Origin of the sequence: Nocardiopsis sp. CC223A, from assembly GCF_030766825.1 — a bacterium.
Taxonomy (GTDB): domain Bacteria; phylum Actinomycetota; class Actinomycetes; order Streptosporangiales; family Streptosporangiaceae; genus Nocardiopsis.
Genome location: NZ_JASFDV010000025.1, coordinates 12,344 through 28,678 on the forward strand (window position 1 = coordinate 12,344; position 16,335 = coordinate 28,678).

Consider the following 16,335-nt stretch of genomic DNA (forward strand, 5'->3'; position numbering starts at 1 on the left):
CCCCCATCATGAGCGCCATGACGATCAGGAAGGGCGGAATCCGCCCGGGCCGTTGAGCCCCACCGAGCCGACGCGGGCGTCGGCCACCCACCTTCTGTCCACCGTCGAACCCCTCTCCTGCGCCGCGCGGACGCACGCCCTGACGGGCTTCGCCCGCCGACACGCGGGAACCCCGGAACTCTCCGCGGTCGTCCGCGACCTTGAGGATTTCGTCCGGGACTCCGGGTTCGCCCCGCACGCCCAACGGGCGTTCGCCTCCCACCTGGCCCTGGTGTCCCGCGACCTCGACGCGGTCGCCCGCCACCTCGCCTCACCCCACCCGGACCTGCGCCGCGCCGCCCTGCGCGCCGTGCGCACGCTCCCGGTCCCGGACGAGGCGGTGCCCCCCGTCCTGCACGACGCGCCCACCGGGCTGCGCCGCGCCCTCTACCGCACCCTGTTCCACGCCCGCCGCCCGGCCCTGGCCGACCGGCTGCTGCCCACCGTCCGCCGCGACCACGGCGCCCCCGAGGCCGCCGTCCTCCTCCCCGCCTGCTCCGTGCAGGCCGTCGCCGACCACCTGCCCGACCTCGCCCACGCGGTCGGGTCCTGGAGCAGGCTCGCCCGCCGCCACCCCGACACCCTCGTCGCGTACCTGCGCACCCTGGGCGACGAGCCGGTGCGGCGGGCCCTGCTCGCCCTCGACCCGATCCGCCCGGCCGCGGTCGCCGAGCTCGCCTCCGGGAACGAGCGTTGGCGGCCGCACCACTACCCGCACGCCGCCCGCACCAGGGACGGGAACGACGAACGCTTCTACCCCTCCCGGTACCCGGTGACGCCCTACGGCGACCGCAGCGTCCGCTCCCTGCACCGGGCCATGCGCATGTTCCCGGAACGGGCCCGTCCGGTGCTGCGCGCCATGGAACCCGGGACGCGTGCGCGTCACCTGGAGCGTTTCTTCGCGGACCACCACCGTCTTCCGTTCCGCGTGATCCTGGCCCACCTCGACCTGTGCCCCCGCGAGGCGGCCGAACGGCGGGCACGGGTCGTCCTGGCCGAGATCCGCCGCGACCAGCGGTGGCAGCACCGGCACGGCGATCCCCACCTGGACCTGGACGCCCTCGCCTTCCTGCCCTACGCCGAGGTCGCGGACACGCTCGCCGACGCCGCCGCCTCCGGTGACGCGGCGCGCCGGGCCCGCGGTCTGGCCGCACTGGTCACCGCGGCGGGCCGTACGGGGGACCCGGCACTGCTCGCCGACGTCCTGCTCACCCGGGCGGACCGGGCGCGCGCCGAACGCGATCCGGTGCGCCGGGCGCTGCTGCGTTCGGTGGCCGGCCTCCCGGTACCCCTGCTCGGGCAGGCGCTCCCGGCCCTGGAACGGCTGCTCGTCCACACCGTCCAGAGCCGTGACGCGGGCGAGGACACCCGCCGGGCGTTGCGGGACATCGCGATCCGCCTGCTGCGCCACCCGGATTCCGGAGCGGAGGCCCGCTCGTGGGCCCTGGACGTGTACGTCCGCCTGGTCGAGCGGTTCGGCCGGGACGGTCCGGGCCGGGTCGGGCGGCCCCGCAGCAACCCGCCGTGGTGGGCCGGACGGCGCTGGAACACCCCGACCGATCTCGAACCCCACCTGGACCAGGTGCTGCCCGCCGGGGCGGAGACCGAGCTGTACCGGCGGCTGGCCCCGGTGCTGGACGCGGCCCGCGCCCGCGGCGAGCACACCTCCACCGTTCTGGTGGCCGCAGACCTGGGCCGCCGGATCCGGAACCTGCCGGAGCTGCGCGCACACCTGCGTTCGGCGGTGCTGGAGGCCGAGCACCGGGCGGTGGCGAACACCGCGGCCCGGCTCTACCTGTCCGGTCCGGACGCCGCCGCCAGGGCGCGGGACCTGGTCGAGGCCGCCCCGGACACCGTCGGGCTGCCGAGGGTCTGGCCCCTGCTGCTCCGCTCGCAGCCCACCGACACCGTGCTGGCGTCCCTGGCGGCCGCCGACCCCTCCCGGGTCCCGGCCCCGGACCGGCGCGCGGCCCGCCACCTGCCGGCCCGCCTGACCGCGGCCCTGGCCGACCGCCTGGCGGACATCGCGGCCGACCCGGCCGCCGGGACCGTCGAACGGGAACGCGCCCTGCTCCGGCTGGGTGACCTGCCCCGCACGATGCACCGGCTGCGGCCCTACCTGAAAGGCGAGGACATCGTGCTGCGCGAGGCCGCGCTGTCCGCCCTGGGCCGCAGCGGCGACCGGACCCTGGACCTGATCCTGCGGGGTGCGGACGGGCCGCAGTCGCGGGCGGCCGGGCCGGCGCTGTCACGCCAGGCCCTGGCCGCGTCGCCGACGGAGCTCGGACCGGCCCTGGCCGACACCCTCCTGGGTCCGGCCAAGGTCACCGTCCGCAAGGCGGCGGCGCGCCTGCTCGGGCACCACCGGCCCCCGGGCGCGGTCGGACACCTGGTCCGCGCGCTGGACACCGAGGAACTGCACCGCGACGTGCGCGCCGCGGTGGTGGGCGCCCTGGTCCGCTGCCTGGACGACCCGGCGGCGCTCCCGGCACTGGCCCGGCACGCCCCGTCCTTCACCGAGGCCGAACTGCACCTGGCCCTGCTCGCCCCGGGGCTGTCGCGCTGCCCGCCCGAGCACCGGGCGGCCATGGCGGCCCTGGTCGGCGGCCTGCCAGAACCGGATACGCACCACTGGCGGCTGGAGCAGTGGACGGCCCGCTGGCTGCCCTGGGGCGAGCCGCGGGCCGTCGACGCGGTCATCGACGCGCTGTGCGACATGGGCGTGCCCTTCGCCGGGCCGCAGGCGGAGATCCTGGCTTTGTGGGGCCGGGGCATCGCCCTGGAGCGCCGGGCCGAGGTGTTCGGCCGCCTGCTCGACCTCGTCCCGGCCGACGGTCCGCCCGTCCCGGCCCCGAGGGGGGAGGACACCCCGCACCGCCGGCTGCTCTCCCTGCTCCAGCGCTCCGAGGCGGTGATCCGGAACCGGTCGGCGGCCGACCGCCGGGCGGCCGAGGTCCTGGATCTGCTGGAGTCCCGCGACGAGTACGCGACCGAGGCGGCGCGCATCATCGTGGAGCGGATGCGCGAAACGGCCCAGAAGGAGGACGTGCGTCCGGAGGTGTTCGTGGGGCTCGTGCTGCGGTACCTGCGCACGGCCGATCGACGCGGGCGGTTCGGCCGGGAGGACGCGGAGGCGTTCGCGGGGGCGCTGTTCGACCGGTACGGCCGGCCCCCGGTCGAGGACGGGACCGTGGCCGGGATCTGTGCGGGACTCCTGGACGCGGCCGCCCGCGAGGATCCGCCGCTCAGGGAGCGGGCGGGATGGGCCACGCTGGCCGTGGTCGAACGGGCGACCCGGTACCACGGCTGGGCGGACCCCTGGCCCGCGCTGCTCACCCGCGTCGCGGAGCTGGGCGACCCCGCCCTGCGCGCCGCCGCCCGGCGCCTGGCCGCCGACTGACCCGCTCGCCGTCGACCGTTGTCCACAGGCCACGCGAGCGGATGGCGGGCCGTGGCGGTGGTGGCCGAGAATGGATGCGGGGGTGCCGTGTCGCGTCGGTGCAGAGGCACGGCGCCCCCGAATCGACGGTACTCCGCCCGCTGCGCGCCCGCCGCCGGATCCTCACGGCCTGTGGACGACGCACGGGGTCGGGGGTCAGTCCCTCATTTCGTCGAGGGGGAGGGTCTCGCGCAGGAAGCCGCGCAACCGGAGGAAGTTCTCCAGGTAGGCGCGGTGCTCGTCGCAGGCGGTCCACACCTTGCGCCGGTCCGGGGTGTGGACCTTGGGGTTGTTCCACACCAGGGCCCACACCGCCGCGTCGCGGCAGTCGCGCCGCGAGCAGATCACGGTCTCGGCCCGTTCGGAATCACCCATGCTGCCCCCGATGAAGAAAAGCGGATCGCCCGATGGACGGGCGGCAACGGCAGGGTAGGGGAACCGGGCCGGAGAAGACAAAGGCGACGCCGGGTGGCTACGGGGGCAAACCACCCGGCGTCGCATGCGATGTTCCGACGGGGGCTCGAAACATCGTCCCGCGCTCCGACGGGGGACCGGAGCGCCAAGACCCAATGTACACCGCCACCCCCGGGGGTACGTCAAGAGTCAGTTACGACGTTGTCTCGGGAGAGTCCCGGCGAGTGAAGGTCTTAAATACCAGGTCAGGGCTTATATGCCTATTTTGTGAGGGATGCGGGAGCGTGACGGAGGAGACGTCCGTGCCTTCCTGGTCACGGAAATCCCAACAGGGCCCAAAGTCCTTATCCGTACCCGGTCAAGCGTCGCTTCCGTTCCCTTCTCCGGTGCGGCGGGCGAGAACGGGGCCGGTGTGGCGGGCGGTGAATGTGGGGAGGCAGGTGAGCGGGGGCGGGCCCGCGGGGCCGCGCGCAACCGATCAGTCAGGGGGTCCACATGTCCGGCCACACCTACCGGGTCACCGAGATCGTCGGCACGTCGCCCGACGGGGTCACCGAGGCGATCAACAACGGGATCGAACGGGCGTCGAGCACGCTGCGCGGGCTCGACTGGTTCGAGGTCACCGAGATCCGCGGCCACATCGAGGACGGTGGCGTCGCGCACTTCCAGGTGGGCCTCAAGGTCGGTTTCCGCTTGGAGGAACCGCAGGGCTAGGGTGTGCTCGGCGGACGCCTTCGTGTGTCTCGGCGCTCGCGCCGAGTGCGGGGAACGGTCGCGAGGCGGCCTCCCCCGGCATGATCCGCCGAACACGTCCTAGGCGCAATGACCTGACAGGTCAGGTCCCGGCCGAGCGTCGGCGGGGCCGGGCCGGGGGAGTCGTCCCCGGCCCGGCCCCGCTCCGTGTCGGTCGGTGCCGGTCAGCGTTCCTCGGCCGGGTCGCTGCCGCGCTGCACGTCCACGTGCACGTGGTCCAGGTGCCGCAGGATCTCGTTGTCGGGGTCGGCCTCGTAGTCGCGCCACCCCAGCGACGGGTAGTAGGTGCTCCAGATGCGGTCGTCGAAGATGATGACGTCGATCTCGTAGTCGGGCGCGTGCGCGATCAGCCAGTGCGCCATGATCCAGCCCGCCCGCCGGTTGTCCTCGTTGACCGGGCGGTAGAAGATGTCCAGCGCCCGCCCCTCGTAGTGCGCCGACCTCTCGCCGTGGCCGGTGTTGTAGCCGCCGGGCGTGAAGCCGCCCAGGCTGAGACCGGAGAAGTGCTCCTCCACACCCTCCTTGAGCGTCTGCGCCCGAGGGGTCAGGCCCGAGGGCTCCAGGTCGGGTTCTGTGGCCAGGTCGCTGTTCTTGACGGAACGGCAGGTCAGCGAGGGTCCGGCATCGTCCTCGGGGCCGTTCGTCAGGACGTCCATCACGGCGTCGGGAATGTCGTCGGTGCCGGGGGCCTCCAGCGGCGCGTCGTCGCCCTGGGCGACGACCGCGGCCGCGGTGGTGGCCCGCCGGGCCTGTTCGCGCTCCAGGCGGACGGTCTCCTCGCCGGTCCACACGGAGCATTCGGGTCCCCACGGTGTGGAGATCGGGAAGGCGGAGTCGCTCCGCTGGACGACCCAGCGGGTGCCCAGGGCCGCGAGGGCGCCCAGGATGACGAGGATGCCCACGGCCAGGAGGACCCCGTTCCAGCGCCGCCCCCGTCGTACGGGTCTGTGTGCCATGCCCCTTGTGCCCTTCGCTCGTGCCGGGCGGTGGCCGCCCGGCGCGGGTTCCAGAGTGGTCAACTCCCCAGAGGATGCTCAGATTTCCGGCACAGTGGACATTTTTCCCACATTGTCGCGCGCCCACCCGTGGGGACGCGGGGCGGGGAACGCGCTCAGCGCACCGACCAGAGCACCAGCAGGCCGCCCACCAGCAGGGTCACCGCCCAGATCCGGTCCATGGTGACCCCCTTCCACCGCAGCGCGCGGACCCCGAGGAGGTCGTGTGCGACCAGCGCCGCCGCGGTGCAGGCGGCCAGCATCGCCGCGGTGTGCACCCCCGCCGCCCACAACCCGGTGAGCGTGGCGTCCCACAGGTCCCACACCCCGTCCCCCGGCGCGGGCCCCGCCGTACTCCCGTCGGTCCCGTCGGCCCCGGAAGTCTCGCCCGCTCCGCCGGTTCGTCCCGTATCGGCGTCCCCACCGAGCACGGGTGCCTCGTCCGTCTCGGTATCCGCGGCCGTCCCACCGGCCCCGCCCGCCTCGGGGGCATCGGTGCTCTCCGCGGCCCCGCCGGGTTCCGCGGCACCGGTGCCGGCGGAGGGCGGGGCGGCGGCGCCGTGGCCGGTGTGGCCGCCGCCGTGGCCCGTAACGCCATGCGAGGTGCGCCCCGCCAGCACCGGCATGAGCATCAGACCCGCGCCGTGCGCCGACGCCATGACGAACGACCAGGCCGCCAACTGCCAGGGCGGCAGCCGGATCTCCGTCCGGTGGACGTGGCGACGCCACAGCAGCATCACCAGCCCCACCACCACGATCACCCCGCCCCCGACCACGGGGAAGAGCACGGACGCGGTCACCGACCCGGTGACGGTGATCGCCACCGCGGCGGCCGCGACGCTCACCGCGTGACCGGCGGCGATCGGGGGCAGCGCGCGCAGCACCGCGCCGCGACCGCCCTCCTGTAGGCCCCGGGCCACCGCCAGCATCCAGCCCATGCCCGGGTGCAGGCCGTGGAAGGCGCCCAACGCGACGAGGGTCAGAAGCTGAGCGGAGGTCACGGCGTCAGATTCACACGCGCCGGGGGAGCGGGCAACGGGTCGCCGCGGGCTGACCGACAGCGGTCACCTGCCGTGCCCGCGGTTTCCCCCCGGGTCCGAGCGGGCAGTCGCGGCGGACCGCCCGGACCGGCACCGGTCCGCGCCGGGAACGGCGGAGGGCGCCGACCGGAACCCGGTCGGCGCCCTCCGCGGTACTCGGGTCAGGGGCACAGGGCGTTGAGGTCGCTGGCCTCCTCGCCCACCTGGCGGCCCGGGTCGGCCGGGGACGGCTCGTCCAGACCGGTGTACTCCTGCCACTCGGTGCGGTCGTCCTCGGTGCCCTCCTCGCCCGGCACGGCCGGGTCCGACGGGCTCGGGGACCCGGTGGGCAGCTCGTCGCCGTCCGGGCCCTCGGGCGAGAGCGTCTCGACGACCAGGGCCCGGACGGCGTCCCAGTCCGGGTTCGCCGTGTTGACCTGCGGCGGGGACAGCTGAAGCGTGCTCATCTCGCCGGTGTCGGTCACCAGGTCCGCCAGCTCGATGAACGCGGGCACCTTCGACTGCGGGATGTCCGTGCTCAGCGTCCGCTGCGTGGCGCCGGCCAGCTCCCGGTAACCGGTGAGGACGGTGGTCGGCTCCACCTGCTCGGTCACGTACTTGATGAGGCAGCCCTGCCGCCCCATCCGCCCGTAGTCGTCGGTGTTCACCCGCGAGCGCCCGTACCAGAGCGCCTCGTGGCCGTCGAGCACCCGGACCCCGGGCTCCAGGACGCCGCCGTGGACGCCGTAGGGGATGGGGTCCTCGATCGTCACCCGGATCCCGCCGATGGCGTCGATGAGGTCCCGGAAGCCCATCATGTCGACCATCGCGTAGTAGGAGATGTCCAGGTCCAGGTTGTGGCCGATGACGGCCTTGAGGGTGTCGGCCGACGGGTCGGGCACGTGCGGGTTGATCGCCAGCTCCTCGGGCTCCTCGGCGACCGTCTGGTAGACGTCGTTGAGCAGCATGTCGAACCCGTAGGGCTCGGGGTAGCGCTCGGCCAGCGCGCTGTCCTCGGGGAAGCGCACGTTCTCCAGGTTGCGCGGCAGGCCGATCAGCACGGCCTCACCGGTGTGCGGGTCCATGCTGGCGACGATCATCGTGTCCGTGCGGACGCCGTACCGGTTGTCCGCCGAGTCCGAGCCGATCAGCAGCACGTTGACCCGGTCCGCCCCGTCCCAGGGGTCGGCGGCGTTGTGCGGGGGCAGGTCTTCCCGTTCGGGGCCGCCGAAGATGCTGTTGAGCGCCTCGTACGCGGTGTACCCGCCGTGCAGGGCCAGCGCCGAGGGCGCGGCCACCGTCAGGCACAGCAGGACCACCACGGCACCGCTGAGCAGCCGGGCGCCCGTCGACGCCCGACGCGGCCGGGTGATGGCCCACGAGTGCACGATGACGGTCAGCCACAGCACCGCCACGACGAACACGGTGCCCATCGCGGCCATCAGCCAGCCGCTGCGCAGGGCCAGGCTCGCCACGGACGTCAGAGTGTCCGGACCGGAGCGCCCCAGGCTCATCGCCCACACCGCCAGGGCCGCGATCCCGGCCAGGTACAGGCCCAGAATGACCCCGCCCGCCACCCTGCGGCGCATCCGCAGGTGGGCGATACCCGGAAGGGGGACCGCGGCGGCGGTCCACAACAGGGCCCCGGCCGTGCTCGGGCGCGCGGGCGCCCCGTCCTGTTGCTCGTCCTCCGCTGCCACCGACGCTTCCTCTCCAGGGGACGGCGTTCCGGCCCCGTACTGTCCATTGTTCCCCGCCGCCGGACCGTTCGCGGTCATCGGACACCGCCGACGAACGGGTCCTCGCCTCCCGACGGGGGCGTCCGGGACGGAACGCGGGGGACCACGCGGGGGCCTGCGGCGAACCGGGTCGCGCCGTCGGGGCCGGACGCCTCCGCCGCGGGGTTCGTGGTGCCCCCGGGGATGTCGCGCCGACACGTGTGATCAGTGTGGCGCTTTGTCGGGGTTGTGTGCACGGCTACTCCCTCATTAGGGATGTTCTATACAAGTCTGTTATGTGGTGCGGACGTTGCCGATGGGGCATTGAGCGGGCCCTTCCGGCTGTTCAAAGGGGTGAATCAGCCGATTTCTTTCGCGATCGGTAGTGATGGCGGCGCCGTAGCTGCGATGATCTGGCCGCAGGAGGGGGCGTCGTCCGGGGGAAGGGCGGCGTCATGGGAACGAAAGGCACCATTGTGCTCGATGCGGTTGACGCGGCGCTGATGCGCGCGTTGCAGGGGGACGGCAGAGCGACGTTCCAGGCACTGGCCGACGGGGTCGGCCTTTCACGAACGGCGGTGCGCGCCCGCGTGCGCCAGCTGGTCCAGTCGGGGGCGATCAGGATCGTCGGCGTCCTGCACGCCGGTGTGGTGGGCATGGAGGTCCTCGGCCATGTGTCGTTCCGTGTCACGGGTCCGGTGGGGCCCTTGCTGGACGCTCTCGCGGAGCGCGAGGCGGTGACCTTCGCCGCGCAGTCGGCGGGCAGGTTCCCGGCCGTCGCCCAGGTGCGGGTGGCCGATGACGGCGCCCTGACCAAGGAGCTCGCCGAGTTGCGCGCACTGCCGGGGGTGGACGGCGCGGAGGTGTTCCGGGCCGGTTCGGTGTTCAAGGACGCCCACAGCAGCGTGCGCGAACTGCGCGACGCCGAGTTGGACGCCCTGGACTGGCGACTGGTTCGCCGGCTGTTGCGCGACGGCCGGGCCTCGTACGCGGACCTGGCGCGCCAGGTGGGGCTGTCCCAGGCGGCGGCCCGCTCCCGGGTGGTGCGCCTGCTGGACTCGGGGGTGATCCATGTGACCGCGATCGTGGAGCCGACGGCGCTGGGCGCCAACGAGCAGTTGGGGTTCGGCCTGCGCTGCCGGGGGGACGCCGAGGCGCTGGGGACGGGGCTGGCGAACATGTCCCGGGTGTCGTTCCTGGCCAGCGGGTTCGGCCGCTACGACGTGATCGGGACGCTCAGCGCCCCCGACCGCTGCCGCCTGGTGGAGGCGTTGGAGAGCGTCCGCTCGACTCCGGGGGTGGCCGACGTGGAGACGTGGGAGCACCTGTCGGTCCGCAAGGAACGCCGGGGAGGGGACCGCGCGCTGGAGTGGATTCCGGCCTAGGCGTCGGCGGCCGGGAGCCGTGTGCGCCCCGGACCGCCGTTGGCCATCCCACCGCCCGCGCCCCCGGCGGCCCCGCGAAATGTAACCAGCGGTAGCATTTTTACGTGTTTCCGTCCCATATGGCTTGCGTCACGCTTAAGTTACCCGTGAGTATGGAAGGGGCCGGTTCGAACCGGCCACACCGGGCGCGGGTGTAGTGGGAGGCTGACGTGGCGCTTGCGGACACACTGACGGCTGTGGGAACGGTGGCGCTGGCCAGATGCGGCGGCCGCCCCTTCGGCACGCATCTCTTCTCCGTCTGGCCGGGGGCGTCGTTCGCGGCGACCGCCTTCCCGGTGCGCTGCACCCCCGGCGACAACCTCGCCGTCCACGTGGCCGTCGCCCAGGCTCCACCGGGGTCGGCCCTGGTCGTCGACGTCTCCGGGGAACCCGAGTACGGCTACGTCGACGAGATCCTCGCGGTGGCGGCGCGGGCCCGCGACGTGCGCGGCATCGTCCTGGACGGGTGCGTGCGCGACGTCGCCGCCATCGCCCGCTGCGAGCTGCCCGTGTTCGGCGCGGGGGTCGCGGTGCGCGAGGCCCGCCCCGAGTCGGGCGGCTCGGTCGGCGGCCCGATCACCATGACGGCCGCCGGGCCGGTCCCGCTCGCGGTGCGCCGGGGCGACTGGATCGTGGCCGACGACGACGGCGTGGTGTGCCTGCCCCGGGGGCAGGTCGGCGCCATCATCACCGAGACGATGGACAGCATCACCCGCGAGCAGGCGATCATCGACGCCGTGTGCGCGGGGGAGAGCACCCTGGACCTGCTCGGCCTGGACCCGTCCCGGGTCAGCGGCTGGGAGGGCGGAGCGGACGCCCGGGGCCGCCGGGCCGGGGCGCGCCCCCGCCCCCTGGGTTCCCGCCGCGAGGTCCCGGCCCGCGGTGCCGCGGGCGACCCGGGCCGGTCACGGCTGTCCTCCCGGCCCGCGGTGGGCGACTCCTACCGGGATTGAACCCGCTCGGGGCCGCCGGGCCGGGGCGCGCCCCCGCCCCCTGGGTTCCCGCCGCGAGGTCCCGGCCCGCGGTGCCGCGGGCGACCCGGGCCGGTCACGGCTGTCCTCCCGGCCCGCGGTGGGCGATTCCTACCGGGATTGAACCCGCTCGGGGCCGCCGCGCACCGTACGCACCACCGGCCCCACAAAAAACTTCGGTCCCACCGGCCCCGGACACGGCGCGGCCCCGACCCTGGGGAGGGGCCGGGGCCGACGTGCGCGGGGGCGAGGGGCGCCTCACTCCTCGGTGAGCGACAGCAGTTCGTCGATGTAGCAGGTGGCCTCGCGGACCGCGGCCACCGGATCGGCGGCGCGGATGGCCTCGGTGAGTTTGGAGTGGTCGATGCCGTCCCCCGAGGGCGTGGGGTCGACGTCCTCCTTCTGGTTCTGCTCGTAGGCGGTGTGCGCGATGCTCGCGTGCACCACCTGCGCGATGTCGTCGTAGAGGTCGATGAGCAGCGTGTTGTGGGTGGCGTTGACGACCGAGCGGTGGAACGCGAAGTCGGCCTCCACGAACGCGCTCATGTCCCGCTCGCGCCAGGTCGACTCGCGCAGGCCCATCGCCCGGTCGATGTCGGCCATGTCCTCCTCGGTGTGGCGCAGCGCCGCCAGCCGGGCGGCCTCCACCTCCAGGGCCCGGCGCACCTCCAGGTTCTCGCGCAGGCGCGAGCGCTCCAGACGGCGCCGCAGGGCGCCGCCGAGTTCGCTGGAGGCGCGCACGAACGTGCCCGCCCCCTGGCGGATCTCCAGCAGGCCCGCGTGGGCGAGGGCGCGCACGGCCTCGCGCACCGTGTTGCGCCCCACCTCCAACTGCTCGGACAGCTCCGACTCGGTGGGGATACGGTCGCCGATGCCCCACTCACCCGAGTCGATCTGGGCTCGTAACTGACTGATGACCTGGTCGACTAGACCGGTCCGGCGTGTCGAGGCGAGGGGCACGCTTTTACCTCCTAGGGGCGGGTCGCCGGATGACAGGGCCAGCGTACGGGTGCGGTCGGTTAAAGCCGGAGCTTAGACCAGTCACGGACGGGAATCGGCCTCGGACGTCAATGCGTTATCCTCATGCAGTACATCGGGTCATCCTATGAATATGTGAGCCGCCCTACATGAGCACCCGAGTCATTCCCCGAAGCAGCGAGATGAACCCCGTCCCCGCCGCCCCCGCCCGTCCCGGCGCCGGGGCGCTCCTCCTCATCGCCGCCGGCATCGCCCTGGCCGCGCTCAACCTGCGCACCGCCATCACCAGCGTTGGCCCCCTCCTCGACGAGGTCACCGCGGGCGTGGGCATGACGGCCGTGGGCGCCGGAGTCCTCACCACCCTGCCCGTGCTGAGCTTCGCCCTCTTCGGCGGGCTCACCCCCGCCCTGTCCCGCCGCCTCGGGTCGCACCTGCTCCTGCTCCTGGCCCTGGCCGCCGTCACCGTCGGCCTGGCCGGGCGCGCCCTGGCCGACTCCCCGCCCCTGTTCCTCGGGCTGAGCGTGCTTGCCCTGTCCGGCGGCGCGGTCGGCAACGTGATCCTGCCCGCCCTGGTCAAGCAGCACTTCCCGCACCGGGTCGGGCTGATGACCACCGTGTACACCACGGCCCTGGCGCTGGGCACCACCATCGCCGCGGCCGCCACCGTGCCCGTGTACGAGTCGACCGGGCAGTGGCGCGTCGCCCTGGGCTCCTACGCCCTGTTCGGCCTGATCGCCGTGCTGCCGTGGCTGCTCACCCTGCGCCACCGGCCCGCCGCCGGCGACGGCGCCCGGGCGCTGGGTTTCCGCCGGGTGCTCTCCACCGGGGTCGGCCTCCAGGCGATGCTGTACTTCGGCACCCAGTCGTCGATCGCCTACATCATGTTCGGCTGGTACGCGCAGATGCTGCGCGACGAGGGCATGAGCGCCCAGAGCGCCGGGCTGGCCCTGTCGTACCTGACCCTGCTGGGCATCCCCATGTCCCTGGTGCTGCCCACCCTGCTGACCCGGGTGCGCGACCAGCGGCCGTTCGTGCTGATGTTCGCGTTCGCCTACCTCGTGGGCCTGGGCGGCCTGTGGATCTCGCCGATGAACGGCGTGTGGGTGTGGACCACCCTGATCGGCATCGGCATGGGCAGCTTCATCTACGCCCTCACCTCGTTCGCACTGCGCACCCGTACCGGGGAGGGCACGGCGGCGCTGTCGGCCACCAGCCAGAGCCTGGGCTACCTCATGGGCGGCGCGGGACCCTTCCTGTTCGGCCTGCTGCACGAGCTGACCGGGGGGTGGCACGCGCCGCTGCTGCTGGTCCTGGTGCTGGTCCTGGGCAACATCGCGGCCGGTTGGCTGCTGGGGCGCCCCCGCTACCTGGAGGACGCCCTGGCCGCCCGGGACGAGGCCCGGGCCCTCCGGAACCGGGCCTAGGGCGTTGTTCGGCGGATACTTTCGTGCGGCTCGGCGCTTGCGCCGAAAGACACGGGAGGCGGCCTGGCGGCTCCGCGGAGACACCGCGCCGAAGGCGTCCGTTGAGGGTGGCGGTGGGTGACGGGCGGGCGGAATGATCCGTCGAACACGCCCTAGGAGGGCAGCCAGTCCAGGCGGCCGATGAGGTACACCGAGCCGACGAACGCCACGATGTCGATGACGGTGTGCGCCACCACCAGCGGCATCACCCGGCCGTAGCGGTGGTAGAACCAGCCGAACACCAGGCCCATGACCAGGTTGCCGAAGAACATGCCCACGCCCTGGTACAGGTGGTAGAAGGCGCGCAGGACCGAACTGGCCACCACCGCCTTCCACGGGGTCCAGCCCAGCTGCCCCAGCCGGTGCAGCAGGTAGCCGACGACGATGACCTCCTCCAGGATGCCGTTCTTGGCGGCCTGGAGGACGAGCACGGGGACGTCCCACCAGTTGCCCTCCAGAGTGCTGGGGGCGATGGTGACGGTCATGCCCAGCCGCCACGACACCACGTAGACGGCCAGGCCGCCCGCCCCGATCAGGGCCGCCAGCACGGCCCCCGACCGCAGGTCGAACCAGGGGCGGCGCAGGTCGAACCCGATGGTGCGCATCGACTCCGCGGAGCGGTGCAGCAGGTACCCGGCCAGCAGCACCGGGGCCAGGCCCACCGCCACCCGGTACAGCTGCCAGGACAGGTCCAGCCACGGCCGCTGGTCGGCCTGGGGTCGGACGAGGCTGGCGGTGTGCTCGGACAGGGCCTCGGGCGCGGTGAGCACGCCGAGGAAGGAGATGACCGCCGACACCGCCGAGGCGCCCAGGGACAGCACCAGCAGGCACACGATCTCCCAGCGCAGGGTGGCCGCCCCGGGCAGGGCCGGGCCCGGGGCGGGTGCGGCGGCCGGGGCCCGGGTGTCCTCGGCGGTCGGGGTGTCCTCGGCCGGCCGCCGGCCGGAGTGCATCTCGTCTCTCACGCAACGCAATCTATGCGCCCCGCGCGCCCCCTCGGGCTCCGGGGGCGGCCGCCGGCCGCGGCCCCCGCGGCCGCGGCCCCCGCGGGGCGTCTCGGCAGAGCCCCCGTGAGGTCACGGCCGCCCGTCCGGTGGCGTGCGGCGGCTTCCCCGGACGGGCCGACGAATCCCCCGGGGACGACCCGCCGGTGCCGGTCGGCCGGCGGTGCGGACCCGCCGGGGAAGCCACCGCACATCCTCACGGTCAGTCGTCGCCCCCGCCGCCGTAGCCGCCGCCGTCCCCGCCGTTGTCGCCGTCCTCCTGGCCCTGCTCGGCGTCATCGTCGTCCCCGCCGCCGAGATCGCAGGCGGTCGCGCCCATCGACACGGCGCCGGCCAGCGTCAGAGCGGCCAGCAGGGCGCGCAGCGGCGCCCACCACGGGCGCGGGGTGTCGGGAAGTGTCACGGGTCCCTCCGCATCTCCTCCGCCGGGCCGGGTCCGGCCCGTACGGCGCTCAGCTTAGGTCCGGGGGCCCGTTCCGGCCGGGAACACGGCCGTGCCCGGCCCGCCGGAGTCCGCGAACGGGCACGCCGCCCGGACGTCCGCGGGCCGGACCGGGCGTGTCCCGGACATGCTTCGGCGGCCGCCTCCAGGGGATGGGAGGCGGCCGCCGGACAAGCCGCCGGCCATGCGCGTGTGACACGGAGCGCGCATGGCCGACGGCTAGGGGGTGGCGGTCGCCCCGCCCCGCCCCAGCCACGAAAGCGGGGAGAGGCGACCGCCTGGGAAGAGAAGACCAGGGTCAGTGAGCCGCTGAGAACTGGTCTTCCTCGGTGGAGCCGGTGAGAGCCGTGGTGCTGGCCTCGGGGGCGATGGTCGTGCTGATGGTGTCGAAGTAGCCGGTGCCGACCTCGCGCTGGTGGCGGGTCGCGGTGTAGCCGTCGGCCTCCGCCGCGAACTCGGCCTCCTGAAGCTCGACGTACGAGGTCATCCCGTTCTGGGCGTAGCCCTTGGCCAGGTTGAACATCGAGTAGTTGAGCGAGTGGAAGCCCGCCAGGGTGATGAACTGGAACTTGTAGCCCATGTGGCCCAGCTCGCGCTGGAACTTCGCGATGGTCGCGTCGTCCAGGTGCCGCTTCCAGTTGAAGGACGGCGAGCAGTTGTAGGCCAGCATCTGGTCCGGGTACTCGGCCTTGATGCGCTCGGCGAAGTTGCGGGCGACCTCCAGGTCCGGGGTCGCGGTCTCCATCCAGAGCAGGTCGGAGTGCGGGGCGTAGGCCAGGCCGCGGGCGACGCAGGCGTCGACGCCGTTGCGGAAGCGGTAGAAGCCCTCGGCGGTGCGCTCACCGGTGACGAAGGGCTGGTCGCGCTCGTCGATGTCGCTGGTGATCAGCGTGGCGGCCTGCGCGTCGGTACGGGCGATGACCAGCGAGGGGACACCGGCGACGTCGGCGGCCAGGCGCGCGGCGTTCAGCGTCTTGACATGCTGGCTCGTGGGGATGAGGACCTTGCCGCCCAGGTGGCCGCACTTCTTCTCGGAGGCCAGCTGGTCCTCCCAGTGCACACCCGCCGCGCCGGAGGCGATCATGCCGCGCATGAGCTCGTAGGCGTTGAGGACGCCGCCGAAGCCGGCCTCGGCGTCGGCGACGATCGGGGCGAGCCAGTGCGGGGCGCTGTCGTCGCCCTCGGCCCAGGTGATCTGGTCGGCGCGCATCAGGGCGTTGTTGATGCGGCGGACGACGGCCGGGACGGAGTTGGCCGGGTAGAGGCTCTGGTCCGGGTAGGTGTTGCCCGACAGGTTGGCGTCGGCCGCGACCTGCCACCCGGAGAGGTAGATGGCCTTGAGGCCGGCGCGGACCTGCTGGACCGCCTGGTTGCCGGTGAGGGCGCCGAGGCTGTTGACGTAGTCCTCGGTGTGCAGCAGGTTCCACAGGCGCTCGGCACCGAGACGGGCCAGCGTGTGCTCTTCGGTGACCGAGCCGCGGAGCTTGATCACCTGGTCGGCGGAGTAGGTGCGCTCGATCCCGGCCCACCGGGGGTCGGTCTCCCACTCCCGCTGGAGTGCCGCGCTGGCTTCCTGTCGTCGAGCGCTGGTGCTCATGTGCGTTCCCGCCTTACGTGTAGTCCCCAAGGTGTTCGCACCGGTCGAGGGGAGGCCCTGCCCGGGGCCAGGGGGTGAG

The 16,335-nt window shown here is 73.6% G+C and carries 13 protein-coding genes; 5 read left to right on the forward strand and 8 right to left on the reverse strand.

What is annotated here, in order from left to right:
* Positions 1-52 precede the first annotated feature (52 nt).
* A complete protein-coding gene (locus QJS33_RS12600) occupies positions 53-3,439 on the forward strand; it encodes a HEAT repeat domain-containing protein (protein ID WP_306368120.1) in 3,387 nt (1,128 codons plus the stop codon).
* A gap of 195 nt (positions 3,440-3,634) precedes the next feature.
* Here the strand turns inward: QJS33_RS12600 and QJS33_RS12605 are convergent, their stop codons facing one another.
* Complete coding sequence (locus QJS33_RS12605) at positions 3,635-3,853, reverse strand: hypothetical protein (RefSeq protein WP_306368121.1); 219 nt, start codon at positions 3,851-3,853, stop codon at positions 3,635-3,637.
* A 534-nt stretch (positions 3,854-4,387) separates the two neighbouring features.
* On the opposite strand from QJS33_RS12605, the gene QJS33_RS12610 reads away from it, so the two are divergent.
* Positions 4,388-4,606 (forward strand): dodecin, encoded by a 219-nt coding sequence (locus tag QJS33_RS12610; protein ID WP_306368122.1) that lies wholly within the window; start codon positions 4,388-4,390, stop codon positions 4,604-4,606.
* A 203-nt stretch (positions 4,607-4,809) separates the two neighbouring features.
* On the opposite strand, the gene QJS33_RS12615 is transcribed toward QJS33_RS12610, so the two are convergent.
* From QJS33_RS12615 to QJS33_RS12625, 3 genes are all read right to left on the reverse strand, one after another.
* A complete protein-coding gene (locus QJS33_RS12615) occupies positions 4,810-5,601 on the reverse strand; it encodes a hypothetical protein (protein WP_306368123.1) in 792 nt (263 codons plus the stop codon).
* A gap of 155 nt (positions 5,602-5,756) precedes the next feature.
* Positions 5,757-6,641, reverse strand: coding sequence for a cell wall anchor protein (locus QJS33_RS12620; RefSeq protein WP_306368124.1), 885 nt, complete (start codon positions 6,639-6,641; stop codon positions 5,757-5,759).
* A gap of 200 nt (positions 6,642-6,841) precedes the next feature.
* Complete coding sequence (locus QJS33_RS12625) at positions 6,842-8,359, reverse strand: LCP family protein (protein WP_306368125.1); 1,518 nt, start codon at positions 8,357-8,359, stop codon at positions 6,842-6,844.
* Positions 8,360-8,853: 494 nt separating this feature from the next.
* Here QJS33_RS12625 and QJS33_RS12630 point away from each other — a divergent pair, with 494 nt between their 5' ends.
* Both QJS33_RS12630 and QJS33_RS12635 read left to right on the forward strand, forming a co-directional pair.
* Positions 8,854-9,762 carry an Lrp/AsnC family transcriptional regulator gene (locus QJS33_RS12630; RefSeq protein WP_306368126.1) on the forward strand — a complete coding sequence of 303 codons (909 nt, stop codon included), beginning with the start codon at positions 8,854-8,856 and terminating at the stop codon, positions 9,760-9,762.
* Between the two features lie 236 nt (positions 9,763-9,998).
* On the forward strand, positions 9,999-10,754 hold the full coding sequence (locus tag QJS33_RS12635) for an RraA family protein (protein WP_306368127.1): 756 nt from the start codon (positions 9,999-10,001) through the stop codon (positions 10,752-10,754).
* Between the two features lie 276 nt (positions 10,755-11,030).
* Here the strand turns inward: QJS33_RS12635 and QJS33_RS12640 are convergent, their stop codons facing one another.
* Positions 11,031-11,732 (reverse strand): FadR/GntR family transcriptional regulator, encoded by a 702-nt coding sequence (locus QJS33_RS12640; RefSeq protein ID WP_306368128.1) that lies wholly within the window; start codon positions 11,730-11,732, stop codon positions 11,031-11,033.
* Positions 11,733-11,899: 167 nt separating this feature from the next.
* On the opposite strand from QJS33_RS12640, the gene QJS33_RS12645 reads away from it, so the two are divergent.
* Complete coding sequence (locus QJS33_RS12645; RefSeq protein WP_372339647.1) at positions 11,900-13,174, forward strand: CynX/NimT family MFS transporter; 1,275 nt, start codon at positions 11,900-11,902, stop codon at positions 13,172-13,174.
* A 152-nt stretch (positions 13,175-13,326) separates the two neighbouring features.
* Here the strand turns inward: QJS33_RS12645 and QJS33_RS12650 are convergent, their stop codons facing one another.
* From QJS33_RS12650 to aceA, 3 genes are all read right to left on the reverse strand, one after another.
* The gene (locus tag QJS33_RS12650) at positions 13,327-14,166 is read right to left on the reverse strand and encodes a CPBP family intramembrane glutamic endopeptidase (protein ID WP_306368178.1); all 840 of its coding nucleotides are present in this window, start codon (positions 14,164-14,166) and stop codon (positions 13,327-13,329) included.
* Between the two features lie 253 nt (positions 14,167-14,419).
* A complete protein-coding gene (locus QJS33_RS12655; protein WP_306368129.1) occupies positions 14,420-14,620 on the reverse strand; it encodes a hypothetical protein in 201 nt (66 codons plus the stop codon).
* A 337-nt stretch (positions 14,621-14,957) separates the two neighbouring features.
* Complete coding sequence (gene aceA / locus QJS33_RS12660) at positions 14,958-16,256, reverse strand: isocitrate lyase (RefSeq protein WP_306368130.1); 1,299 nt, start codon at positions 16,254-16,256, stop codon at positions 14,958-14,960.
* Positions 16,257-16,335 lie beyond the last annotated feature (79 nt).